This window comes from Janthinobacterium leeuwenhoeki, assembly GCF_051380795.1.
GTDB lineage: Bacteria > Pseudomonadota > Gammaproteobacteria > Burkholderiales > Burkholderiaceae_D > Janthinobacterium.
The window spans coordinates 1-25,529 of sequence record NZ_JBNYXT010000053.1 but is presented as its reverse complement, the minus strand read 5'-3'; the positions used below and the strand labels follow the sequence as shown (position 1 = coordinate 25,529).

General features: G+C 52.7%; 14 protein-coding genes, 1 tRNA gene and 1 pseudogene. 6 read left to right on the top strand and 10 right to left on the bottom strand.

All coding sequences use genetic code 11. The annotated features are described in order from the left end of the window. Positions 1–400: 400 nt before the first annotated feature. Positions 401–473 (top strand) — tRNA-Ile (locus ACQ4WS_RS24405). A gap of 509 nt (positions 474–982) precedes the next feature. On the opposite strand, the gene ACQ4WS_RS24400 is transcribed toward ACQ4WS_RS24405, so the two are convergent. Together ACQ4WS_RS24400 and ACQ4WS_RS24395 are read right to left on the bottom strand one after the other, a co-directional pair. Next, positions 983–1,432, bottom strand: coding sequence for an ankyrin repeat domain-containing protein (locus tag ACQ4WS_RS24400; RefSeq protein WP_436479560.1), 450 nt, complete (start codon positions 1,430–1,432; stop codon positions 983–985). A 125-nt stretch (positions 1,433–1,557) separates the two neighbouring features. Beyond that, complete coding sequence (locus ACQ4WS_RS24395; RefSeq protein WP_436479559.1) at positions 1,558–1,989, bottom strand: hypothetical protein; 432 nt, start codon at positions 1,987–1,989, stop codon at positions 1,558–1,560. A gap of 417 nt (positions 1,990–2,406) precedes the next feature. On the opposite strand from ACQ4WS_RS24395, the gene ACQ4WS_RS24390 reads away from it, so the two are divergent. The 5 genes from ACQ4WS_RS24390 to ACQ4WS_RS24370 all read left to right on the top strand — a co-directional run bounded on the left by ACQ4WS_RS24390 (position 2,407) and on the right by ACQ4WS_RS24370 (position 11,996). Then, positions 2,407–3,336 carry a DUF4007 family protein gene (locus ACQ4WS_RS24390; protein ID WP_436479558.1) on the top strand — a complete coding sequence of 310 codons (930 nt, stop codon included), beginning with the start codon at positions 2,407–2,409 and terminating at the stop codon, positions 3,334–3,336. Next, positions 3,329–6,667 carry an ATP-binding protein gene (locus ACQ4WS_RS24385; protein ID WP_436479557.1) on the top strand — a complete coding sequence of 1,113 codons (3,339 nt, stop codon included), beginning with the start codon at positions 3,329–3,331 and terminating at the stop codon, positions 6,665–6,667. The genes ACQ4WS_RS24390 and ACQ4WS_RS24385 overlap by 8 nt, the downstream gene beginning before the upstream one ends. Continuing rightward, the gene (locus ACQ4WS_RS24380; RefSeq protein WP_436479556.1) at positions 6,660–7,499 is read left to right on the top strand and encodes a phosphoadenosine phosphosulfate reductase domain-containing protein; all 840 of its coding nucleotides are present in this window, start codon (positions 6,660–6,662) and stop codon (positions 7,497–7,499) included. Before ACQ4WS_RS24385 ends, ACQ4WS_RS24380 begins: the two co-directional genes overlap by 8 nt. 82 nt (positions 7,500–7,581) lie before the next feature. Beyond that, complete coding sequence (locus tag ACQ4WS_RS24375; protein ID WP_436479555.1) at positions 7,582–9,948, top strand: sensor histidine kinase; 2,367 nt, start codon at positions 7,582–7,584, stop codon at positions 9,946–9,948. Further along, entirely contained in the window at positions 9,945–11,996 is a 2,052-nt protein-coding gene (locus ACQ4WS_RS24370) for a hypothetical protein (RefSeq protein WP_436479554.1), read from the top strand. Before ACQ4WS_RS24375 ends, ACQ4WS_RS24370 begins: the two co-directional genes overlap by 4 nt. Before the next feature lie 60 nt (positions 11,997–12,056). On the opposite strand, the gene ACQ4WS_RS24365 is transcribed toward ACQ4WS_RS24370, so the two are convergent. The 8 genes and pseudogenes from ACQ4WS_RS24365 to istA all read right to left on the bottom strand — a co-directional run. Further along, on the bottom strand, positions 12,057–12,413 hold the full coding sequence (locus tag ACQ4WS_RS24365; RefSeq protein ID WP_436479553.1) for a nucleoside 2-deoxyribosyltransferase domain-containing protein: 357 nt from the start codon (positions 12,411–12,413) through the stop codon (positions 12,057–12,059). Between the two features lie 19 nt (positions 12,414–12,432). Further along, positions 12,433–13,134, bottom strand: coding sequence for a hypothetical protein (locus ACQ4WS_RS24360; protein WP_436479552.1), 702 nt, complete (start codon positions 13,132–13,134; stop codon positions 12,433–12,435). Further along, complete coding sequence (locus ACQ4WS_RS24355; RefSeq protein WP_436479551.1) at positions 13,131–18,551, bottom strand: FtsK/SpoIIIE domain-containing protein; 5,421 nt, start codon at positions 18,549–18,551, stop codon at positions 13,131–13,133. The genes ACQ4WS_RS24360 and ACQ4WS_RS24355 overlap by 4 nt, the downstream gene beginning before the upstream one ends. Further along, positions 18,551–20,068 (bottom strand): methylation-associated defense system protein MAD7 family protein, encoded by a 1,518-nt coding sequence (locus ACQ4WS_RS24350; RefSeq protein WP_436479550.1) that lies wholly within the window; start codon positions 20,066–20,068, stop codon positions 18,551–18,553. Before ACQ4WS_RS24350 ends, ACQ4WS_RS24355 begins: the two co-directional genes overlap by 1 nt. Then, positions 20,065–21,864, bottom strand: a complete 1,800-nt coding sequence (locus ACQ4WS_RS24345; protein WP_436479549.1) for a hypothetical protein — start codon at positions 21,862–21,864, stop codon at positions 20,065–20,067. Before ACQ4WS_RS24345 ends, ACQ4WS_RS24350 begins: the two co-directional genes overlap by 4 nt. A gap of 134 nt (positions 21,865–21,998) precedes the next feature. After that, a complete protein-coding gene (locus ACQ4WS_RS24340) occupies positions 21,999–22,604 on the bottom strand; it encodes a hypothetical protein (RefSeq protein ID WP_436479548.1) in 606 nt (201 codons plus the stop codon). Between the two features lie 454 nt (positions 22,605–23,058). Beyond that, complete coding sequence (gene istB / locus ACQ4WS_RS24335; RefSeq protein WP_436479561.1) at positions 23,059–23,835, bottom strand: IS21-like element helper ATPase IstB; 777 nt, start codon at positions 23,833–23,835, stop codon at positions 23,059–23,061. Positions 23,836–23,932: 97 nt separating this feature from the next. Further along, positions 23,933–25,297 (bottom strand): annotated as a pseudogene (gene istA, locus ACQ4WS_RS24330) (IS21 family transposase); the annotation flags it as partial. Positions 25,298–25,529 lie beyond the last annotated feature (232 nt).

Here is a 25,529-nt window from a genome sequence, read left to right as displayed (position 1 = left end):
ACCAAGAACACTGCACAGCTCTTTACCTTGTTCGCCTTTGCCAACCTGGTACTGGCCGGAAGACGTTTTACGATCACCGAATCCCGTAATCCGTCTTGATTGCAGAAAGACGCGAAGTATCGCGTCAACTTGAACGAAAAATGGGCTTGAACGGCTCATCGGTCGCCCATTTGGCGCGCCAACCTCGCCAGAAAACCGAATTGATCAGCGCTTCCCTAGTAGCTATTTTTAGCAACAAATTCGTTCAATAGATGGTAAAAATTTCTAAAAAAATTTAAATTTCTTCATGAAAATCTTTATTTGTAATATAGTATTTACCAGGAGCACTTATGTCACTCGAAAGTGAGACGGTATCGCTCACAAAGCATTTTTTGATGTGGCTAAGCAGACTTTCTCCGGTGGGAACGTAGCTCAGTTGGTAGAGCGGTGGCTTGATACACCACGCGTCGCAGGTTCGATTCCAGCCGTTCCCACCCCAAAGAATTAACTTGCATTTCGATAATTACCAAGGTATTATTGGGGTTAAAATAAGGCAGAGGCGCAGTGATGCGTTGTATCAACTCCTATCTCAGTGGGAGCTTGCCGAATAGATTGAGAATTAAAGGTATCAAGACAAGGCCCTCTTTTGGAGGGCTTTGTTGCGTAAGAACTGTTCGTCTGCTGGTTGGATTGCCCCCTCATACCCTCGCAAACGCCGGGACTATAGCGTAAGACCTCTCGGAGCTTTGGACTGGTCTCCTTGCAAGTCCTCGGTGATCAAAGCTAACTTGAATGATTTATCGTCATTGATGCTGACCGTCGTGTCCCCTATGAGTTATAGCTAGCGCAAACCTCGTCCTTTTCACGCGCGAACGCGAGCCAAGGCACCTGATAACATCCCGGTCAGTTTTTTCGGCGCCCTGCAAGCCTCAGCTGTCCTTCGAGCGTCGCGCGATTGAACGTCTAGGCACTGTGTCGCTGCTCAAAGTCGTTAACACAGCCTTTACAACCTCGATGAGGGCAAACTCTGGAAATTTGAAGCGTCCAAGAGGCTAAGCTCGCGGGCCTCCGATTGAGCCAATTCATACGATTCGATCAAACTGGTCAGCTCCATATCACCCCAGCCTTTAGCATGATCAAGGGCACTACTGCCCTCGAAATCTTTTCGGCCCACATCGCCTGCTGAAAGCAGCGCCTTTGCACAATTAAGACGTCCGTGCTGGCAGGCGTAGATCAACGCGCTGCAGCCTTCTTCATCTACCGCGTTGACATCGCTACTCGACAAAAGCGCCACCACACAGTCCAGATGGCCCTTCAACGTCGCAGCCATCAACGCCGTCACACTCATAAAATTAACGGCCTTCGCATTCGCGCCTTCTTTTAGCAACGCGACCACATCGTCGACGGCTCCACGTTGGGCTGCTACAAAAAGCTGTTGATCGATGTCTGACATATTGGTGGCTCCTTTAATTCAAAGAAATCAAAACCAACGACCAAAGTCAACACCACAAAAGAATCTAATGACTATCACCATACAAAAACGCCGGCCGCCACCCGCTGAGCCCCATAAGTCACACATCAAAGCATATCCGTGCGGTCCTTAATCGCTTTCTTTGGCGGTAGCTTTCTCGCCTCTGCGACTATTTTCACCTGCTCGTCGGACAACAGCTCTTGAAGCGCCTCCGGCGTTGGACCTGTCAGCTCATAAAAAAGGTCAGTTCTGGGAGCGAGTGCCAACGTCCTCGCCAATGAACGAACCTTAAGAACGATGCTCCAGCGGCACCTACCATCGCCCATGGCCCGGCCGGCGCAAGGCTCGCTCACTTTGAAATCACCACTATTCATCTGCTTCCGTAACGAAGAGCCCGATGACATGTGGGTCCTTGGCTTCGGACTAAAGGCATATTGATTTGCGAATACAGCTGGCTTCTCAACTTCGAAGTCCGCTCCATGCTTAACGAGCAACCGCAAAACCGTGTCCTTTTTTAGCTTTGATTTTATTTCACTCATGCCGCCCCACCCCTATGCTACCTCACGAGTTCGCCCAATACATTGAGTGAAGACTGATCCGCACAAATCGCGACATTATTCACATCTCGCCATAACAAATGTCTAAACGAACAGCATTAAAGTATTTTCATTGCAAAATTGCCTGAAAAATACGCCAAAGACATAGAACGGGTCGCAAAAAAGCTGGAAACACTGTATATTTCCACAGTCCCATCAACGCAACTCGCGTTGTTATTTCATCATAAGTTGTTTTTGATAAATATACCGCGAGTAGGCGACGAATAGTGGAAATCTGTGCAGACGTCTGCACAGACGACAAGAGACGGTCACATCGCCGCTGGCGGTAGTCTCCAGTTTATATCGCACTCAGAAGGGAAAGCGATCCACTGGTGAAGGTCTCCAGTTATAATTGCGCGCATGAAGAAAAACACAGCACCCAAAGGCGTTCAGGCGCACTTCTCCGGACACGAGACGTTTCCGCTTCGTCAAATGTGGCTCAAAAAAGCCTTCGACCAAGCGAAATCGCAGGGCATCATTCTAAAATCAACGTTCACTGACGACAACGCGATCGCCGACTTCGGCGTTGGCAAAAACATGGTCGCCTCAATTAGGCATTGGGCATTGGCCTGCAATGTGATGACGGAAGAAGGCGCCCCGAGCGGCGCCTATAAAGTCACCGACGCGGCTAGCGCCATCTTGAAAGACGGCGGCCTAGACCCTTACTCGGAGAATCCCACCACAGCTTGGTATGCGCATTGGTGGCTGGCAGGAAAGGGAAATCGAGCAACCACTTGGAAGTGGCTTTTCAATCATGTGACCACTCCGACATTCGCTCGCGAGGACCTCGAAGCTCCATTGGCCGAGTATGCCCGAAGCTTAGACCCCAATCGTAAGCTCTCCCCGGCGACCCTAGCGCGCGATATCGAAACGTGCCTTCGCGGCTATGCTCCACGCTCCGTCGGCGGCTCGCCTGAAGATTACGCCGAGCCTATGCTTGGTGAGTTGGGACTGATCTTCGAAGAGCGGAAAGGTTACTTTGCGTTCCGCCGAGGGCCAAAGGCCACACTGCATGACGGAATGTTCGCCTACGCGCTTTTGGATTTTTGGGACTCGGCGGCGCCGGGACTAAGCTCGCTCGCTTTTGAAGCCATAGCATTCGGCGAAGGGTCGCCCGGGCGCGTATTCAAACTCGACGAGGATTCAATCGCAGAACGTCTTCTTGCGCTTGAGGATCTGACTCACGGCGCGCTGTCTTGGACTGACACCGCAGGCCTGAGACAAGTTCATCGCAACATCAACAAAACTGAGAATCTCAGCGAACTTATGATCGAGAGGGCTTATGCCTAACGAGCAAATCATCAAACTCTCGGACATCGTCCACGTATCACGACACTATCAACGCTCAATACGCATCGATATCGATCTCGGTCGTCCAGACGCATTGAACGGATATATCTGCCATGGAACGGCTACCGGCGTTTTAAGCAGTATGACCAAGCAGCTGTTGGAGAGCAATCAACGCGCCTTTTCCTGGACTGGTCCCTTTGGCGGCGGTAAGTCGTCGTTGGCAGTGGCATTCGCGAGCGCCCTTGGCTCGGACAAGCAATTGCGCACAAAAGCGCGCGAGTCCTTAAGACTGGAAAGCATCCCATCATTTGACCAAGCACTGCCCTACAGCAAAGGCTGGTTGACCATTCCCATCGTTGGTAAACGAGCAAGTGTGGTATCCGAGCTCGCCAAAGGTCTTCGCCGTGCACAAGGGTTTAGCCATGACGGACGCAAAACCAATCCGTCGGCTCTCATTTCAGATATCTGCGAAGCTGCCGAGTCCAAGAAAAACGACGGCGTCCTCATCATTATCGATGAAATGGGCAAGTTTCTCGAAGCGTCCGCGCTAGGCGTCGGAGATGACGTTTATTTCTTCCAAGAGCTCGCGGAAGCAGCAGCTCGGACCTCCGGGAAGATTGTCGTCATTGGTATTCTTCACCAATCGTTCAGCCAATATGCGGCGCGACTCGGAATTGGAACTCGCGACGACTGGGTGAAAGTGCAAGGCCGATATTCAGATATTCCCTTGGTTGCTGCGAGCGATGAAGTTGTCGAATTGATTGGCCGCGCCATCCGTTCAGAGGTCACTCCGGATTGGATGATGCCAGCCTCCATTGAAATCGCAGACTCCATTCGCGCGCGACGCCCAACTGTTGGACACGGCTTCGCCAAGAGCTTACACGCGTGCTGGCCACTACATCCAACCATGGCCGCCTTGCTTGGCCCCATCTCCAAACGCCAATTTGGACAAAATGAACGAAGCACATTTGGCTTCTTGGCATCAGTGGAACCGTCTGGATTCCGCTCCTACCTCGAATCCACGCCACAACTACAATCCTCTTGGTATCGTCCTAACGATTATTGGGACTATCTGCGCGCCAACTTGGAGCCTGCCATCCTCTCGTCCCCGGATGGCCATCGTTGGGCTCAAGCCGTCGAGGCAGTCGAGCGCGCCGAAGCAAAAACCACGGATGCGTTGCATGTCGATCTCATCAAAAACATTGCTGTGATCGACCTTTTCCGCAATGGATCAGGACTTGCTGCTGAGGCAATCGTTCTGAAATCGCTTTTCTACGGCCATACACTTGAACAAGTTGAAGCAGCCCTGGAACAGCTCTCCAATTGGCGGGTGATCTTATTCAAGAAGCACATCGGAGCTTGGTCGGTCTTCGAAGGTAGCGATTTCGATATCGATAATGCTGTTTCACAAGCCCGAGCCGGGATGTCTGGCGTAGATTTCTCCTTGATTGAAAGCCTAACCAATCTATATCCGGTCATTGCAAAACGACATTATCACCAAACAGGCACGATGCGATGGATGAACATGGCACTTTGCCGCTTGGACGATGTCCAACGCATCGCTACAAAGTTCAAGCCACACAATGGCGAATTCGGCTTGTTTCTCCTAACCTTGCCCGGCTCGAATATAAGTAGCAAAGCCGCGCTGCGGAAATGCCACGAATTTTCAATCGCTGAGCCTTGGCCCGTGGTCATTGGCATTCCGCGCAATCACGCCAAGATTGAAGATCTCGGCTCAGAGCTTCTCGCGCTCCAGATTGTCCAGTCACGTCACGAGCTCAACGGCGACCCTGTTGCGCGTCGTGAGGTGCAAGCGAGAATTTCGTCTGTGCGCGCGAATCTAGAAGAGCAACTTCGCGAAGCAGTGATCAATGCACGATGGATAGCTGGCGAGGAAGAGATTGACACAAGTGGGCGCCTATCGCCGGTGGCATCCAACCTAGCCGATTCAATATTCCCGTCTGCTCCAGAGCTGTGGAGCGAGCTTCTGAACCGTGATAGCCCCTCGAGCAACAGCGTCAAAGCTCGCAAGGATCTGCTTTACTGCATGCTCGATCACGAAGGAAAAGAGAATCTCGGCGTTTCTGGATACCCTGCCGAACGCGGCCTGTATGAGACACTGCTCCGAGCTACGGGCTTGCATCGACAGGATGACAATGGCGCATGGCGCTTCTTGCCACCTGATGATCAATACGCCCCTACCTTTTCGCCACTATGGAAAGAGACACGCAAGCTCTTTACCGATGCGAATACGAGAGTGAAGATTTCTGACCTTTACGACTTATGGGCCAAGCCTCCATATGGCGTCCGTAGAGGTGTCATGCCCGTGATCTTTACTGCGTTCTTGCTTGCTCACAAAGGCAATCTTGCTTTGTATAAGGAAGGCATGTTTATTCCGCGCGTCACTGATGCGGACATCGACGAGTATCTTCAGGACTCCTCGCGCTTTTCCATGCGTTGGATTTTGATCGACCAAGAGAAGGCAAGCATCCTTTCAGGGATCTCCGACATTCTTGCCGAAGTTGGCGCATCTGCTAATACTCGCGATCCCTTGGAAGCTGCGCGTGGGCTCGTCGCAATGGTCTTCGGCTTGCCTGCATGGAGCCAACGCACCCATACCATCAGTGATGTCGCTCGGGCTGTGCGCGACACGCTGCTAAAAGCCAGCGATCCGCACAAGGTGCTATTCATTGATCTAGCCGCGCTTCTTGAGAAGAATAGCGACCGATCCTATGTAGATGCGCTTCGGAGCCCCATTTCAGAGATCGCGCGCGCTTATGACAATTTGCTTGCGCGTATAGAGAGTTCGATGCTTGATGCTCTTGATGCGCCCGTTGATAAGTTAGACCGACTACGCGCGCGAGCAGAAGTTTTGAATGGCGTGACGGGTGACCTGCGTCAAGATGCTTTTGCAGCTCGACTAGCAAAACACGATGGTAGCAAAGAGAGCATTGAAGGCATTTTGAGCCTTGCAGCCAACAAACCCCCTCGCGATTGGAATGACCGCGATATCGATCTTGCTCTTTTGGATATCGCGCAAGCTGCTCTTCGATTCCGGCAAGCCGAAGCATTTGTTTCGGTCAAAGGCCGCGAGCCGACTACCGAAGCATTCACTGTGATCATTGGCGCCGGAGCCCAAACACGCACTGTTTCCCGCTCTTTCTCCATACCCGATCGGCATCGCGATGCGGTCGAGTCAATGGCTGATAAGCTAGCGACGACTCTTCTAGCAGAGGGTCACAGCACCGATATTTTGCTCGCTGCACTGGCGAAAGCTGGAATGCGCCTAACTCTTGAAGACGACCTAAAAATGGAGAAGTCTCATGGCTGAAAAACATGTTCTCGGAATATCCGGTGGAAAAGACAGTGCAGCATTGGCTGTTTTCGTCCGCCAGAACTATCCTGAGCTCGACGTGGAATACTTTTTCACTGACACTGGAAAAGAACTACCCGAAGTCTATGAATTTCTAGGCCGTCTCGAAGGTTTTCTCGGCAAGCCAATCGCTAGGCTAAATCCTCGTCGCGACTTTGATTTCTGGCTACGTGAATACAAGCATTTTCTGCCATCGGCTCAAACACGCTGGTGCACCAGACAGTTGAAGCTTGCTCCATTCGAACAATGGATAAAGCCGATGTTAGCCGCAGGGGACACAGTCACCTCTTACGTCGCGATCCGCGCCGACGAAGAGTATCGCGAGGGCTATACATCCAAGCATGAGAACTTGAAAGTTCGACTTCCTTTCCGCGAAGCTGGGATCGACAAAAAAGCGGTGATGGATATCTTGGAGTCGTCCGGAGTGGGCATTCCGAAGTATTATGACTGGCGTTCTCGCAGTGGATGCACATTCTGCTTCTTCCAGCAAAAAATCGAGTGGGTGCGGCTCAAGGAACGTCATCCAGAGGCATTCGAAGAAGCAAAGCTATACGAAAAGAACGCGCTGGAACACGGCTCTCCATTTACGTGGACTCAAGGCGAGCCGCTAGACGAACTAGAGAAGCCCGCACGCGTCATCCAAATCGTCACCGACTTCGAACGCCGCAAGCAGCGAGATCTGGCCAATCGACCAGTCAATCCTCTGCGGCCTGTCGAAGTCTTGGAAGACATCGATGACATCTATGGGGAAGACGAAGGAAACGGCGCGTGCGTGGTTTGCCACAAGTAAGATAATTGTGCGCATCCCGCGCATGCTATTTTGAATGAAAATCTCTCGACGACCACATCAAAGGCGATAGGAGCGAAAACTGGTGTTCAAAATCACAGCCAGAACCGTTTTAGAGCTTGGTTCCGAACTTATCAGTTCGGATATCATCGCTTTTTACGAGTTAATCAAGAACGGGTTCGATGCCGGGACGACCGACGGCATCGATATCAAGTTCAATGTCGTCATGCGTCGTAATGACTATTTATCTATCGCTTCACTTGCGAAAAACTCGAAGCCCACAGATGCCATAGATTCGTTGAAGGAAAAAGGCATATCCAAATTGAACATGGATGCGCCAAGAGACATATTGGATGGGTGTGTCGATTTGATCAATGCGTGCACCAACGCCAAGGAACTCCTCGCCGCGCTGCAAAATATCCACGAGCGAAACAACATCGTTATTTCTGACACTGGCTCTGGAATGTCCTCCGAAGAGCTGACGAGCAACTTTCTGGTCATCGGCACGCCGTCAAGAAAACGAGAGGTCGATCTGGCCCTCGAGCGCGGCGACTCCAAGACTCCATACCTGGGCGAAAAGGGAATTGGCAGACTCTCAGCAATGCGCCTTGGCGAGAAATTGCGAGTTGAGACTGCAAAGAAAAGCAACCCCAAATTAAATTGCCTCGACATCGACTGGTCCGCTTTCGCCGAGATTGACGCTATGCTCGGCGACATTAAAATCGAACCGTCCCAAGGTGGTGACAAGCCTGACTCTGACTGGTCTGGGACCCGGATAATTATCGGAAAATTGTCAGAAGACTGGACCCGTCAACGTGTATTGGAAATGGCGGAAGATCATTTTTCGCGTCTTACTGATCCGTTCGAAGATCAAAAAAATCGTCCACGCATAGCGCTGTTCTGGAATGAAGACCGCGTATCGATCCCTTGGATGCCGCCAACCCTACTTGAAAATGCGCATGCGTTCGTCGATGGAGCTTACGAAATTGTCGATGGAAAGCCGCACCTCGATTGCACTATCGAAATCAGAAAGCTTGGTTTTCCCCATCCTAAGGAAACAGAGCGCTATAAGATCTCGCTAGAAGACCTTGAGTCAGCACTTCTTGGACCCAACAGCGCTTTGCCCGAAGACGCACTAAGAAACATCGGTCCATTTTCATTCAAGACCTACTGGTATAACAGGAGGCTACTTCAGAGCATCGACGGAATTGGCGATCTTGCCGCAGTGAGAAAGATGCAAGAGCGATGGTCAGGAATCCTCCTGTTCCGAGATGGTTTCCGCGTTTTCCCCTACGGCGAGAATGACGACGATTGGCTTGGGTTAGATCGACGTGCATTAGGGCGATCCGGCTATACATTGAATAAAACTCAATTTGTTGGGAGGGTGGAGATATCCAGAGTATCGAATCCTTTGCTTGTCGATCAGACGAACCGAGAGGGGCTGCGGGTGAACCCTGAACAGCAGGTCCTACTTGGGGTCATGCAATACGTCATTCAACAACTCCTGCTAAGGACGATGAAGAATGTCGAGCAGCAATACAATCACCAGAAGGTTGACCTCACTGAAGCGAAAGCCGAAGTTGCAAGTCTCGAAGCGCGTGGCAAATCTGCGCTTACAAGGCTACGCAAGGTGGCGCCCCCAGAAGGTGGCGCGGCACTAGAAGAATTGCAGCAAACTCTTTTTGAATTTTCCGAGTTTGCTGCCAAAGCCCGCCAGCGCATTGAGGAGGTAGAACGCGAAAGCCACCAAATGATCGAAATGGCCGGCGTCGGCTTGATGGTCGAGGTCGTGGCTCACGAGCTAGCTCGCGCGTCTGAGAATGCCTTGGAAAATCTAGAGGCACTTCGCGGAAAAAATGTCCCAGAAGATGTCCGCGCCAAGCTCGATTCATTACGCGCCCAGATGAAGAGCCTGAGCAAGCGCGTCCGTATCCTTGACCCAATGAGCGTTTCAGGGCGCCAGAGAGCTGAGGTCTTCGATCTCAAGGCCTTGGTAAAAGACACTCTGGATGCGCATGAAGCTCAATTTGGACGACATGACATTCAGCAATTCCTTGATCTGCCGGCGGGCCCAGTCAGAGTCCGCTGCGTCAAGGGCATGGTTGTTCAAATACTGGAAAACTTAATATCAAATTCAAAGTATTGGTTGGATATGATGTCTACTAAACCAAATAGCCCGAGGCCCGCAATCAGAATCGCATTATCGGAAGGCCCACCTACGATCATTTACGAAGACAATGGGCCAGGGATAGCACCTGAAAATATCGACCGTGTTTTCAGGGCTTTTTTCTCGATGAAAGAAAAATCGAAGCGCCGTGGGCTTGGTCTTTTCATTGCTCGGGAATGCGCGGAATACATGGATGGAACATTGATCATTGATCCTAATCCGAATCCATCAACGGGCCGGCATAACCGCTTCATCCTCGAACTTCCAAACAGCGCATCGATATGACCATTGAACTCAAAGATCTTCTGAAATCCTCCAACGTCAGGCGTGCGTTGATTGTTGATGATGCCTACGATCCGATCCCGTTAGCACCTGACCTCGCGGACGATTCCGCCGAGTGGTCTCAGTTTTTTGATGATCTAAAGCCAGCGGATAGAAAGGCTCTAGCCGAAGGTTACCCAGAGTATTCGAGCATCGATGGTCAAGTTTTAAGCACGCGCGACTCTTTCGTTAAATTTCTTTGGGAACATCGGTCCACAATCGGAGCAGCTCAATGCGCAACTCTCTTCGCACGTTATGAAAAGGATATCGCCGAAGATCTTAGATTACTCGGCAACCTTGAACAACATCTCACCGAATTCGAATTGCCCTTTGAGAGGAAGGGTCGCGAGTTCGAAGCACATGCGCACGATGTTGACCTGATTTTCATCGATCTTTTTTTTAGCTCGGCGCAGTCGTCAAATGACGTAGAGTTGTCGATCAACAAGCTCGCGAACGTCATCGAGAAGCGCCGCGAAAGGCCTCCTCTGGTCGTGCTCATGTCTCGCAGCAGCAGGCTGCATGGAAAACGCGCGGAGTTTCAGGAACGAACAAAGCTCTTCGATAGCGCTTTTAGGGTTCTTCAAAAATCAGAATTAATGGATGTCGGCGTAGTGGCTCGCTCAGTTCAGCGATTAGCCTCTCACTACGCCGACTCATTGAAACTATCGACGTTTGTCCACGCATGGGAGAACGGGCTTACTGCAGCTCGCGATAGAACAACAAAGTTGATTCGCAAACTGGGGCTGACCGAGATAGCCCAAATCAAACACTTGCTCCTCTCCGTCGAAGGTGAACCGACCGGCAGTTACCTGGTCGATGTCTTCGAAAAAGTTCTACAGCACGAGATTGAGGGAGAGGCAGCAATCATCGACGCTGCTCTGGCTCTCAACGAAATGACTAGCGACGAGTATCCTCCTCCGTTTGTTCCTGGTGCGAACGACTTGCTCGACTTGGCTCAACGTGCGCTATTTCAAAACCGTGCGCGATTGAAACTTCCAGGATCAATTGGCTCTAATGTCGCGTTTGGAGACGTTATTCTCAGAAAACCGAACGTGGCTATCCAGGCAGATGCACCGCCCCTCACCACCTCACCAGATTTGGCGGCTGGGCCGCAGGCGGAGCCAGCGCAGGCTTCGCATAATCAACTATTGGGCGATATCGAAGCTGACAATGTCTTGGCGATCCTTACGCCGGCATGCGATTTGCAGAGGAATGGCGCTCGCAAAGTTATCCTCCAAGTTGGGAAATTGATGCCGCTTGAAGAAGAGAAATGGACATACAAAGACACAGGCCCGAGGACACCCGTATTCGACTTGCCCAACGGTCAGCGCAAATGGATCAAATGGAACGTTAAGCATGTCGAAGCACTGAACCACGAACAGCTCGATTTACTGACAAAGAATCACGGCGCCACATTTGAAATCATCGCGAGACTACGGGAGTCTCACGCTCTTGAAATCCAACAAAAACTATTGGCTAGCATGGGTAGAATCGGATTGATAGCGCCAATGCCCGCGACGTTCCACATGCAAGTGGAGGCATTCTATTATGACGCGAACGGCAAGTTCACGAAACTCGACATGCCCGATCTAGGCGACGGTGGAGTATGCTACGTCGGACGGTCAGAGGATCCCGACAAACCTGTCGAGAGGTTGACACTCACCGATAATGCCTGCGAAGCGCTCTGCAAAGCTATTTCGGAAATCGATATTTCTTTGGTGAATGACCGCGCTAGGGAGCAGGTCGCTAGGTTGAAAACTTCCATTGAATTGTTTGATGTCCTCGGGCGGGGAATACCCCTTCCAAATGTAAGCCAGGGATTCAAGGAAATCGTTTCGAAAAGCGACAATGTATCCGGCCTGATTTACCGAAATAAAATCGAGCCCGAAACCCATCTCAAAAGCGCGTTTCGTCCCAATGCAGGTGTCGTGCTGAGTGTTTTCAAAAAGTCCGAGGTGGTTGCCGAGCCCCCTGCGGAGGCGAAAAAACAAAACGAAACCACGCATGAGTAGGAATTCGGGATGCGAACGAATAGAAATCGGGGCAGCGCGACCGACCACTCATTCAATCAATCAATTGTTCTTACGCAAATGCTCAATTGCCTGAGCCAGTGTAGTGAAGACCTGGCCTGAACACTGGCGGACCATTTCAAAATATCTGCTCACTAACGGATCTTTGATTTCGTCCACCAGCAGCACTGTTTTACCCAGCGCATGAGCAAAACCGATCTCCAACGCCAACGAATAGCCACCTGGATTTGTCGACTCCATATAGCCTAGGACGATGTCGCTCGCGCGGACAGCGTCTAAATCCCAGCGAGTATATTCCGCCGCATCTTCAATATTGTGCTGGCTCGGGTCGAGAAAATCATAGTTAGCTAACTGCTCCAAGACCTTAGTTTGCCAGCCGGATTTGAAGCCGCCAGCCAAGTATATTACCTTTCGATCATCACGATGTGACATTGTTTTCTCGCTTCAATTTGAGTTCTGTTACTGCTATAGAAAATGGAGTTGCCATTGCTCTTCCATAGAAGACCTCTCCACGTTTAAAGAGCGCCGCGGAGATAATCAAGATCAACACGCTTTGCACGAACCAATTCATAGCCACAACATGCGGAAACAGCATTTTTTGACTCAAAGCAAGACAACCCAAGAAATCTGCCAACATAATCATCAGCGCTGTTCCCACACCATTGCACAGCAATGATATGAACATGAACCTACGACCCAACGAAGCTCCCTCAACAGATACCGAAAGCGCAACGCTGCGAAGATCGTTGTAAGCCCAATTGGGACTAATGTTCGTAGCATTTTGAGTTTGCAATTTGTTGACAATCTCGGCGAAAAGCTTATATGACTGACGATTCTTGGCTTCCGCTTCATCGAACTTCTTGACTACCCGAAAAAATCGTAAGAAAGGTTGAAGCGCAATCTCGAAAATTGCCATTAAACCATGTCCAATTGCAAACATTATGCCAACCACGGTCAGTGTCAATGCTACGCTTTCAAAGGACTCGCTAGCCTCAGCAATCTTGGCTGGCCCGAAATGCATTATGGATAAGCCAACTGCAAGCACCACTCCTGGAACAATACTACCAATAAGGTCATTGAAGAATCGCGTAATAGTCTCGATGGCGTCGTCAACGTTCATTGTGGCTCCATTATTAAACCCTGATCTTTCGTGATAGCTACGACAGCAAGTTCAATGTCGTCGTCCGACAAAAATGGGGCTTGAGCAAACACTAGCCCTTGCTCACCATTGAGCTTAGCTGCCAGATGCCCCTTTCCAAGCAGAAGCTCCGCTCCTGGTCGATCTAGTGCGATTTTCGATGTTGCCTCACTGGCGACTTTCAAAATCAAACGATTTCCCAAGTTCTCCCTTAACTGCATGGGCATGACATCTTTGTCCGGCCGCTGGGCAGCGAAGATAAGATGAATACCTGCCGCTCGCGCCTTAACGCCCAGCCGTTGAACCGCAGCTCCCACCGCAGCCTTATACGCATCGTCGAGCATCCAATCAGCGAATTCATCGTGCACAAGAAAAACCATCGGCAGCTTGTCCTCGGGCGCGGCCTTCGCATTGAACGTCGTCAAATCGCGTGCGCGGGCCGGGGCAAAGGTTCTGTATCGGTTTTCCATTTCCTCGACTAATTCTTTGAGCACTTCGGTTGCGCGCTCCTTCGTCGTGACGATTGGCTCCCGCATGTGGGGCAGGTCTTCCAACACCGAATAGTCGACACCCATTTTGGGGTCTATCAAAACGATGTGAGCCAGATCCTTCGGATTCGTCGCGGCGATGTCGAGCATGATTGCCTGGATCAGGACCGACTTACCGCTGCCGGTGGCGCCGGCCACCAACGAATGGGGCTCATGGGTGGACAGGCCGCCGAACTCGGAACCCAAATTCAAGTAAAGCAGTGAACCATTGATTTCTTGAAGCCCCAAAACAAACGATGTGTTAATTCCTGCCGCATTGCGGTTCATAACCCGGCGCGCCCACAAGTCCCACAACGATACAGACTTACGCTTCTCCGCAGCGATAGTAACAACGATCTCTCCCGGCTTCGGCTGCACCGTCACAAGGTTGATCGCATGGGTTGTCAGCAATTGCGTTCGCTTGGCTTCGATGTCCTCGACACGTAGCTTGTCCGAACCAGCCAATCGAATCAAACAGCCGTTCGGAGTAAGGCGCGTGCCCAGCACCACAGCCTGCATGCCGTAGCTGTTCAAAGCAATTTTAAGTTTGCGAGTAGATTCCTCCGCCCAAGCGTCCCGTTCATCGATCCCGCCCGATTGGGCAGCGGCCTTCTCAGCCACCAGCCTGCCCAGATGCGTGTCCGCCGTCGCAGCGGTATGCTCCGAAGCCGGCGCCCCTGTTGACGCAGACTCTTGGGGGCGATCCGTCTCCGCAGCCGGCGAATCTGTCTTTTTCGATGCGAAAGGCTGTGGCGAAGCCATCGCCCTGTCCTCTAATACGGGTTCCTCGACGCTCTCCCCGCTCGACGCCAGTCGCTCCATCGTGGAAGTCCATGCGACCCGGTCGGCGGGCGGTCGCGTCACCGCAGTGGTCCAAGGCTCCTCAGGACCGAGCTTCGAGCGGATCGAGGCTGGGTTGGCCTTGGCAGCGTATGCCTCCACCAGCGACCTGAGCTCCGGCCGATCAAACACCTCTTGCCAAGCCTGTATGCCTTCGGTCGCATCGACCAATACCTGCTCGGAAGCGGCGTGGCTTGCGCCAGAATCGGGGGTGTGCACGAACACATGCGAATAGCCCCTCAGAGAAATGCGGGCAGCTCCGTCCCTCAGTGCGGATCGCGCTCGCTCAAGCAACCCAGAACACCCAGATGGAATATCCGCGTCAATCAGCATGTCGGCCAAGCGCGAAAGCCACACGTCCCGATCCAGTCGTCCTGGATCACCGAAAAGCGCAGCGCGGAAGGTCGACAAGGTCGCCAGAAGCTGCGCCTTGGACGACCTTCGAGCTTCCGCGACGCCATCGCCTCCCACATATTTGCATTCCACCACGGCCACATGGAGATGGAGGCCATCGTCTCGCTCCTCTACGCAGAGACCTAAGATGTCGGCAATACGGCTCTCTTTTTGCGCAAGCCAATTGGCATAGTCGTCCAGCAAAAAGAAGACGCTGAACGATTGGCGCGACTTTCCGACGATGCCTTTGAACTCATGCTCGAGCATATAGCGGCTAAGCACCAGGCCCACCATTTCACCGGCGGAGACGCCGCGCTTGGCAGCCCTCAACACAATGTCACCCGATACTGACAAGGCATCTTTCTTCATTCTGGACGCCACACCATCGTATTCCTGCGGGGTAAATGGCAATCCCAGTTCCACTAGCCTACGGCGCGCAAGCACACCCAACAGCCGCAACTCAGAAGTTGAGCTCACGATCATGTTCCGTCCGTTGGTTGAAGATCTACGGTAGCGAACGACCGTCACGCCATTGGCCTGCAGCTGTCGCTTATCAAGCAGCTCGTCGTATGTTGCCACCCATTCGGCAAGAGCATGGGCATCGGTCATCGTCCCGCTTAGAGCTTCATTTTGAAGCGAAATGCGGCGAGCAGGCAGAAACAATACACCGGGAGGGGCATCTGTCTGGCGCACCACCGACGCGACTGCCGACACATATGCCCATCCTGAGGCGGTCTGCCTCGGGCAAGTTAGGAATGTCGTCGATTTAAGCTCGTTCTCGCCGGACACGCTGCGGTATGACCACCTAGACGGTGCATGCTCCAAGCTTGGACGCTCATTTGTCCAATCTACAGAAATCCATTCAACGCCAGCCGTGCGCGACACCACATCATGGAGGAATGCAACGTCGAAGGCGCGAAAACCGTCGTCTGTCGAAACTGGGGTCACCGATGATGGCGAGACCGAAATGCGTAGCTTTGAGATGAAGTTCTCCGAAGTTTCACTCACGACCGGTAGATCAGGATCGTCGCCGGACTTGGTCACCAACTCTGCATACACACGTCGGAGCTTGCCTGGATCACGATGCCGAACTGAGATACTACACTGGAACCCTGTCTCGGCCTGCATGTTAGACAACTCCCTCACTACTGCCAGCGGAAGCTCCGCGGCATCGGTGTTGTAGAGCAGAACGCTGAGGTTGCTCGCTTCGTGAGGCTGCAGTCCGATGTAGCGTTCTAGGAGCTCACGCACCTGCTTTGCCGCAGCCGAAGGGTCGACGTCGGTCATGGAGTCACCACCGTCGCGAACCGGCTGCTCGAAAAGACTGTATCCGTTGACGGTGCTGCATTCGGACACGAGCAGCGGGGCGCCACCGCGATGAGTCACTGCGATCTCTGGATAGAATGGATGCGCAAGTTCCTCAGCGAATTCGCGGAAGAATATGCCACGATCCCCGAACAGGACATTGTTATTTCCGAGTATGTGCGTCACTAAGCCTGCAACGCGGCGAGTCTTGACCGCCAACGCCTTCATTCTTTCAGGATGCCAAGGCGGAATGATCAAGCACGGCTGTTCACCGAGCACTTTCACGGTTCCGATCGACAGCACTTCGGCTACCAGCTTGGAACGGCAGACATCGCCTCGAGCGTGCGTGGCAAGCGCCCGCAACAGCGCGCCGAATGACTCCGCTTGCCTGAGCACTGCTTCACCATGAAGCCCTACATCAATGAAGTCGTCAAGCGCTTTGATGTAGTCCTCCTCGAATATATCCCACGCGGCCCTGAGCTCTGTCTTTTGCTCTGCGCTGATTCTATCTTCGGTGGCGAGCTCGTTGATCCGCTGCTTGATATGGTGCCGCAGATTGCCCAGCTTAGCCACTTGCGGGACGAGGGATCCAGCATCACGAGAATAGGTCGCCTCGAGTGTCGATGTATCAAGCAGCGAGACGCTTTGGACTCCGCCCTTCTTGCTCACCACGCGTCGCGGAACTTCCGATCGACCAACAGAGCCCTTCTCCTTAAGCCGCAGCATGTCTTCGACCATGGAGAGTCCAATCGAATCGGGCCGGTAGGTCCAAACGAGCTGAGTCTTGTCCAATACTTTTTCACGCTCGCCAGGACATTCGACCAAGGCGACCTCAAATTTGATTTGGATCGCAGATTTGGCGAGTGAAGAGTATGGCTTGATCTTTCCCTGCAATTCCAATTCGCGCGCGAAGAAGGCAGGATACTGGAACAAGGGATCGGGCAAATTAGCATTTCGCATCCGCTCGACCTTCCACTCGACCTTTGAGCCCATGAGCTCCTTGATCCCTCGATACATCGAGGAGAAATAAGCTCCTACATCATGATTAAATCGCTCGCGCCACTCCTTACGACCTTTCGTTACAGTAAAGCGGAGGATACGTTCCTTCCCGCTTTCGCCCGCCCCTGATACCAACCGATAAGCGACGTCAGTAAATCCGTCCAGGAAATCGTGACACTCAATGGCCTTACCGAAGATCGCTTTCTCCCATCGGCTGTGCAGCGTCTTATCCTGTTCCAAGTAGCGGCGATGCAGCTCGAAGAACGCCTCGTCATCGTCCTCTGTCCAGTCAGGACGTCGCTCACGCGCGCGCAACTCGTCCAAATGTTTGCGCCAGCGCTGCTCAAGAACGTCGTCGTCGGCGCATTGGTTGTCGAAGAAATGCAAGGTTGCATCGGCCAGGCCGCGCTGCTGGACGCGGGGCTTGTCGAATATGAGGTGGACTCCATCCCGCTCCCATTCAAGCATCGCGACCGCGCCAGATGTTCGCTCGTCGGCGCCCAAAGGCGCATCAATGAAAGACTCCAAAGCCACGCGAACACTGTCGTCAATCACGCTTGCATTCTCTTCAAGCCTCAAATGCATTTCCTCGGGATCCAAGGGTTGGCCATTCGGCTTCATCCTGGCCAAGAGTGGAGCGCGATTGACAAACAACTTTTCAAACGCCTTCTTCCATGGTGCAATGGCTTGGCCATAGGTCTTTGCGTTGGAGAAGAATGACGTGTCACGCGGTAGCCCCACCCAAGGAAGCGCCCACCCCAAAGCATCTCTGATAGCTAAACCTCGCACCGTCGAGCCCTCGCTCACCATCGCGCAGAAGTCCGCAAGTTGGTCGAGCGACAGGTCTGACGTCGAGATCAATCCCTTAAGGGCAGCCTTGAACACTCCGCGATCGTCAGGCGTAGGCGCGATCGCGGCAGCGTGACATGTCGCCGCCACCCAAGCGCCTTCGTTGGCTCGGAATTCCTTGGCGCCGAGCGCCGTTACATGACCCAACGTATCGGCAAGATTGTGTTCGTTACCATTTGCGGTCAACAAGGCTTCCTTATCTGTTCCCGCATTGCGGACCGCTCCCGCATTCATGTCGGTTAAAGCCTCCGCAGGCAAGCCTTGGCCCTCGACCAAGGATGCCGGAATGCGCAAATCCACCTGAGCCAGCAGCGCCGGATTGGCTAATATTTCCCGAGCAATCGAAGCGATTTGCGCCGACGACAGTTTGTCGAGCCTAAAAAGAGCCGCCGTGTCTGAAAGACGCCCATCAGCTTGCCGCGAATCGGCTAGCCGCCCAGCAAGGATGTCGGCGCCCACGCGTCCAATGATGCGATTGGCCAGCATTATTCTTCTCCTTTGGAACCAAATGGATTTTCGACGAACGAGCATGAGTCGGAGAGGCGACGGACCAATCCTAGGCCCACAAGCCGCGTTTCAAGATTCCTAGCGTTGTCACTTAACGCCTCTTGATCGACTCTTTTATCCATCACCAGTCGAGCGCCCTCCACGTCACCGATCACGATGCCATATCGCTTCTTGGCCTCGCTCAGAAATTCGTCAAATTGCATGCGACTGTCCACAATCGTGACAACCAAAGTCTTGAGCAGCCGGTCGTTAGGGGCGTAGCGATTCCTGCGCGCCAGCCGCCGCGAACTCAGTCCAATAGACTTAGACCATGTTGCATGGATCTTGCCAACATGCTGCTCATGACGTGACTCAGCCCGCTCGATCAGCTTGGAGACGAGCTCGTCGCCGGGCAGATTCACATATTCCTCATCATCTTTTTCATCGGTCGGCCATTGGAACATCTCGCGCATCAAGTCCAAGCACCCACCTTGTGGATTACCCGACTGCATGGCAGCATCCCAGCGCGAATCGAGCTTTACACTCTCCACCTCGGCCCGTATGGCCCTGACGGACAGTGCTTGGTTAGATTGGTAGGAATCTCCTGAAAGTGCCCGGACCTTAGTTCGCTGGGAGACGATTTCGCATATGATTTCAACCGGATCAGCATCGCCAGCGACCGTCTTTGCGCACTCGAGAAAATACAAAAGCAAATTGAGGCCGGTATTGACGATCAGGTGCTCCAAAGCGTCGTAGACCGGCATGTCACGTGACAGGATCGCCAGCCAGTCGTCGCACATTCTATCGAACCTGGGATGGCTATCGTATGGAAGAGGCCCCACTTCTCGAGCGCTGTCCACTAATTGCGCTTCACCCTGCATTGCCTTCACTAGCCGATTCATCGTCTTGCTCGAATCGAACAGCCTTTCGACAAGCCTAGCGCCGAGCTCTGGCCCACGCTTAGCTCTAGAAAGCATCAAGTAAAGCAGTTCTCCGGTGCGGGCGAAGAACCTTCGGTCGTTGGATACCACACCCTTGGCATCAATGCGCAGATCCTCATACAGGGCGTCTGGACCAAAAGGAAATACAAATTTGGAACTCCAGCGCTTGTTACTGCGGGCCTCGAATGCTGAAGACCGCAAGAGCTCAATAGCCTTAGCAAAATCGTCAAAGTTCGAGAAGACTCCGCGTAGGTAACTCATATCCTGATCGCCGAGCTTTGTTGAATCCTCCTTGAATCGGTCAATCCATTCGCGCCATTTCTCTTCATCCGAGATTGGACGCTCGCGGATCGACTCGACAAAAGGATTGTTAAACAACAGGCCCCGAAGCCGTATCTGCCGCTGGGGACGATAGTGGACCTGGTCAGCAGAACCGGCAAGCGGTTTGCTGAGGTTCGAGCCGAGCACACTCAGGAACTCCAGCACCGTCAAATGAGGCAGTTGTTCGTCATAGAGTCGATGCCCCCAAATGTGTTCATCAACCGCGAAATCGACACCTTTTATTTTCTTCCTCACACGGAAATCCTCACTGTAACCGGCCGGGAAAACCCAAGCCCATGTTGCTCTATCTCGATGAATCGGAGTTTGATCGAGTTATCCTCGATGGTCACCTCTTCGTCTTCCCCTTCAGGCTGCTGGTCACGGAGCATCTCAGCCTTCCTAAGCAATTTCGCTTTAAACGCGAGCATATCCTCCAAACATTCGTTGGAGAAACTTCCGGGCAAGGCGCCCATAGCCACTCGGCAAAGGAACTCGAACCTGATCGGGGATAGAGGGAATGACACAGAATTCCCGGTGCCTGGAGCTAACGCGATGTCTAAGCATGCCCGATCGGTTTGTTTGTCGAGCCTGATTATCATGCCGACTCCACGATCTCGCTTGGCCGGCGCTTCCGTATCGCATAACACGCTCACACGCGACTGGGTGAAACCACCGGAGCTCGCGACGAAGATGTTGTCGGTGTTCTCGATTAACAGCCCGGTCATGACGCGATTGAGACCGCGAACCAATTTTGACCGGATGCTCTCGTTGACAGCTCTACGTTCAGAAAGCGCCTTGATTACGCCTAGGTAATCTCCCCCAAACCTAAACGAGGTCATTTCCCAGAAAGGATAGGCGTCCTCGCCATCGGGCAGGGTGAAGAACAGGCGGCGGCGCTGCGATTCCAAGCGGTCCATGAATTCGTCGGTCTCAACCTCCAGTCGAGCGGACTCCTCGCCTTCCAAATAACGCTCGAGCGCTGAAAGATAGCCTGGGGTCGCTCCGTAGCAAGGGTCACTCGCGACGAGACGCGTGAAGGACTCAGCAAGCTTAAAATCGTCGTAACCATAAACAAGCAGGCCGTCAGCGCCGCTAGAGGACTCATTTCCGATGCCGAAGGACGCCAAAGCCTTGAAGACAGGCCGTTCCATGGCTCTTCGCGGCGGCAAATTCGCACCGAAAACGTTCCCATAGAGAGATGCCAACTCACTCGAACCGTCCTCCTGTATCCTTGCGATGTCAGCACAGGCCATGAGCCCTTCCTTGGCTAATGGATGTCCGAGGATCATATTCGATGTCAGGGCCAGCAAGTCTCGGACCGGCAAATGCCAGCCGTTAAGCCTCGCGATCTCAACTAAGTCACCCAACCGGCGAACGAATACCGCCTCGTTGGCGCCTCCGATCAGCCGGAGACGATTCTCCGAAATAGGGCAAACACGATCATTTGCCTGAAAGGCACACGAGGCACAATTGTCCCACTCCTTGTGTGTCGATACTGCACGCACTACCTCGACTAATGAATCCCGATGAGCGATGCGGCTCAAGTCGAACAACGCGAGCCGGCCTGGTGGTTCATCAGCGAGCAAAAACGCATCTTGGAGTGGTTTCCTAAGCGGATGCTCGCGCCCCTGCCTTAATCCAAGGTCCCGCAGTCGTTCGAGCATCTGGCCATGGTTCGCAGCGATCACCATGAATTTCGAATCATCACCTTCCAGCGCGGACCGTTCAAGCATCATCAGGGCTTCATCGCTCTGCTCATCGCGCAATTCGCTGAGGTCCTTGACAAACACAACTACTCGTCCATCAGGCAACGTCAACTCCTTAACCAAGCTCGCATTTGCCCATATCTTAGAAGTGCCGCCCAGCGCGCTCCATAAGCCTCTGCAATGGTAGGTTTTGCCATCGCCGGCGGTGCCGGCGATGAGCAAAGACCCTAGTGCGCCCGACTTCACATGAGCAACAATTTTGTCGAGTTGCGGGCTCGAAAGTGTGATCGGGGCTACTTTCGCCCGGCTGAGCGCGCCGGTGATGTATTCGTCGAAAAGATTCAAGTTATTCGGCGTAGGTCCGTAGGAACGCAAGAACCGCACCCAAGCGCTAGATGGAGGCACGCCCTGTTCAATAGTGTTTTGCTCTGTCACTTGCTGACTCCCGTTTGAGTAATTCTATATCTCGTCATAATGGGCTAAGTTAGGCCTGCAGCGCTACGCGGGGTTACCAACAACCCAGCATCTGGCGCTAGGATCGCGTTTTCAACCTTAGAGAGCTGATGCATTACAAAGCCAAAGGCAGTGGCAAACCGGATCGAGGCAATGCTCGGGACTGCGTCGATTAACCAAGGTTGCAGAAGAGAACCTGCAAGAACCGCCTGGGCTTTGGCCGCCAACACGCCATCATATTTTCGGCCTTCTGTCTCAACCGCAAATCGTTTGGGGCTAGAGGAAAGTAATTGATGGTTAATGCAAATGAGAAACTTGGCGCACAATGTTCGGGTAATGGCAGCTAAAGTTCCCCAATTAGATAGGACAAGTTGGCTCGGGCGCTCACAAGGAATACCCTGTTTTAGCCAAGGTCCCATACAATTGCAAAATCCTTGTAGTGAGTAACCTAGAACACGATAGTGATAGAATTCCAAGGTTGGCCTGAGGGCATCGATGGTGTGGTAGCGCCTACTTGCTTGATCGCAGTCAAGATTGCCTGGCGCCATCTGGATTTGGCTACAAATGACTTCGAAGGTGAAAAACAGGCGCACTTTTAGGAAGGCCCCCCTATTCCACTGCGTTTGCGACAATATAGAATTCCTAGCTTTCAATACGGCTCCAGACTTTCCACCATTAGTGCCCGAAAGCAATTAACGCGCCAAAAATGCGAAGAATAGCATGTGAATCATTTTGATAGGGTATGCTATGCAACATTAATAATAAAAATTTTCTAGACATGAGCTCTGCGCCATCACCTACCCATGAGAAAAGATACATTCGTAGCTGCCAACTCTATATGCATTTGCTTAGCGCGAATTTTAGGGCAAGCACGCCAACGCGGGCCTAAATAAGACAACCCATCTGGCGAAAATTGCTGGTGCCTCTGGCAAATTCATGATTTTTCGTCAAGCCTCCCCCTTGGATAGCCCTCAGCTGCTATGCGAAACCCTTGTCTGTTATTAGCCCAGATGAGAGACTGTTAGATTGCACTGAACGCTGACCCGGAATTTGCATCGAATTCCGACCCTCTAACGTATAGATTGCTCAGGAGGCTCTGAGCCGAGACCTCCTTCCTTTTGCGATGGGCTGAGTCGAGCTGTTCTTGAAGCGATAGCTGTCATTGCCTGTTTCGATGATGTGGCAATGGTGTGTTAAACGATCAAGAAGAGCGGTGGTCATCTTAGCGTCTCCAAACACTGCACCCCACTCGGAAAAGCCCAAGTTTGTCGTGATGATAAGGCTTGTGCGTTCGTAAAGCTTGCTGATGAGGTGAAAAAGCAGTGCTCCGCCAGTCTGGCTAAACGGCAGGTAGCCTACTTCGTCCAAGACAACCAAATCCGTGTGCAGCAGTCGCATGGCGAGGTGGCCCGCTTTGCCCTGCTGTTTTTCAGCTTCCAGAAGATTTGCCAGTTCGACCGTGGAGAAGAAGCGAACCCGGCAGTTGTGTTCTTCAATCGCTCTCGTTCCGATCGCGGTCGCAAGGTGCGTTTTGCCTGTTCCTGGACCACCCACGAACACGATGTTGTGACCGGACTCAAGAAAATCACAGGTGTGGAGCTGCCGAATGAGCGGTTCGCTCACTGAGCTGCAACCAAAATCAAAACCACCCAGATCCTTGTAGGCTGGAAAGCGGGCCGCTTTCATTTGGTATTCCAGCGATCTGACATCTCGTTCCGCAGCTTCTGCTTTGAGCAAGCCTTCCACGATCGGAAGGGCCGCTTGGAAAGCCGGCGAGTTTTGTGCGGCCAGCTCTTCCATCGCCTGGAGCATTCCCCTCAGTTTCAGGCCTTTGAACATCGCGGCCAGAGCGTCATTTCTCATCGTTGATCCTTTTTTGTCAGTGGTTTTAAAGTGCAAAACCGACTGGCCGTGCACCGTATAGACTTCGCCATGCTGCATGGCGTCTTGCTCGTTGGAATCATGTTGAGTCGCTAGGCCTCCGGTTTCTGAGTTGGTCGTATCTTCCAAAGTCGGCAAGCGGTTCGACATCAAGCACCAAGGCTTGTGGAGCGTCTATAAGCGGTGCTGGCGCACCGTCGAGTAGGCGACTAAGTGTGTTGAGGATGACCTGCTTCGAGGGTGTTCCAGCCTCAATGGCGAGCTCCACAGCGGCAAGCACATGCTGTTCATCGTGCAGCAGCACCAAAGCCAGGACGTCGACCATTTCCCGATCACCGCCAGGTCGCTTTAGCAAAATGCCTTGAAGCTTCCGAAACGCTGCCGGCATTTCCACAAAGGGAGCTCCGTTTCTTAGCGCCCCTGGCTTGCGTTGAATGACGGCAAGATAATGGCGCCAGTTGTAGATCGTATGACCTGGCCCGTGATCACGGGTGATGTCTCTTTGGTGTTCGGCCACAATTTTCCCGTCCGCCGCGATCCGCAACTTGTCCGAATAGACTCGAAGACTGACCGGCCGATTGGCAAAAGCGGCTGGAACACTGTAACGATTCCTCTCAAATGTCACCAAGCAGGTTGGCGATACTCGCTTGCTATGCTCAACAAAGCCATCAAAGGACTTGCCGTTCGGCATAAGATGCATCCGCTCTGCATCCCACACTTCCCACACCGTCATATCGGTTTCCGGGTGCTGAATATTCTTCCAGAGCCGCACACATTCGGCAGTCAGCCATCGATTTAAGGCCTCGAGCGAATCATGCTCAGGCACTTTTTGCCATATGCGATGCCGGCTGTCCCTCACGTTTTTTTCGATCTGTCCCTTTTCCCAGCCAGACGCCGGATTGCAAAACTCGGCGTCGAATAGGTAGTGGCTGACCATTGCGGAGAATCTGGCATTTACATCTCGCTCCTTGCCCAGCCTCACTTTGTCCACGGCCGTTTTCATGTTGTCATAGATGCCCCGCCGTGGCACACCACCAAACGCCAAAAACGCATGCTCGTGAGCATCGAACAGCATCTCATGGGTTTGCAACAGATATGCTTTTAGGAAAAAGGCGCGGCTGTGGCTGAGCTTGAACTGGGCGATTTGCAGCTTGGTTCGCTCGCCGGCAATGACCGCCCAATCTTCGCTCCAGTCGAACTGGAACGCCTCGCCAGGAGCGAAAGTCAGAGGGACATATGTTCGTTTGCTCGCAGAATTGACCCACTCTGTTTGACCCGCCTTCCACTGCCTGGCAAACGCTGCCACGCGGTCGTATGACCCTGCATAGCCCAGCTCTTTCAGGTCCTCATGGATCTGCTTCAAATTGCGCCGCTGCTTACGCGGCTTAGTCGTCTCAGCCTTGAGCCACCCGGATAGCTGCACCGAGTATTTGTCTAATCCGCTAAGGAAGCGCTGATCAATGCGCTTTTTCGCCAGCGCGCCGCGTGAATTGGCGGCCGAGCAAGATCATCAGCAAATAGTTGCATTTTTGAGAGCCGATACAAGCTCTTTTGGAACGAATTGGTGCTGCGTTCTTCGCCTTTCGTCGATCAAGACGGTTTTCGGGTTTCGGTGACGGTAAAGCGCCTGCCGGCCAGCACCAGATTGGCGAACGCAAACAACGTAAACAGCTGCG

What these genes read in the sequence shown, in the direction of transcription:
- ACQ4WS_RS24355 (WP_436479551.1), bottom strand. Translation starts at nt 18,551, where the DNA reads ATGCTGGCCAATCGCATCATTGGACGCGTGGGCGCCGACATCCTTGCT.
- ACQ4WS_RS24370 (WP_436479554.1), top strand. Translation starts at nt 9,945, where the DNA reads ATGACCATTGAACTCAAAGATCTTCTGAAATCCTCCAACGTCAGGCGT.
- istB (WP_436479561.1), bottom strand. Translation starts at nt 23,835, where the DNA reads ATGAGAAATGACGCTCTGGCCGCGATGTTCAAAGGCCTGAAACTGAGG.
- ACQ4WS_RS24360 (WP_436479552.1), bottom strand. Translation starts at nt 13,134, where the DNA reads ATGAACGTTGACGACGCCATCGAGACTATTACGCGATTCTTCAATGAC.
- ACQ4WS_RS24390 (WP_436479558.1), top strand. Translation starts at nt 2,407, where the DNA reads ATGAAGAAAAACACAGCACCCAAAGGCGTTCAGGCGCACTTCTCCGGA.
- ACQ4WS_RS24400 (WP_436479560.1), bottom strand. Translation starts at nt 1,432, where the DNA reads ATGTCAGACATCGATCAACAGCTTTTTGTAGCAGCCCAACGTGGAGCC.
- ACQ4WS_RS24395 (WP_436479559.1), bottom strand. Translation starts at nt 1,989, where the DNA reads ATGAGTGAAATAAAATCAAAGCTAAAAAAGGACACGGTTTTGCGGTTG.
- ACQ4WS_RS24385 (WP_436479557.1), top strand. Translation starts at nt 3,329, where the DNA reads ATGCCTAACGAGCAAATCATCAAACTCTCGGACATCGTCCACGTATCA.
- ACQ4WS_RS24380 (WP_436479556.1), top strand. Translation starts at nt 6,660, where the DNA reads ATGGCTGAAAAACATGTTCTCGGAATATCCGGTGGAAAAGACAGTGCA.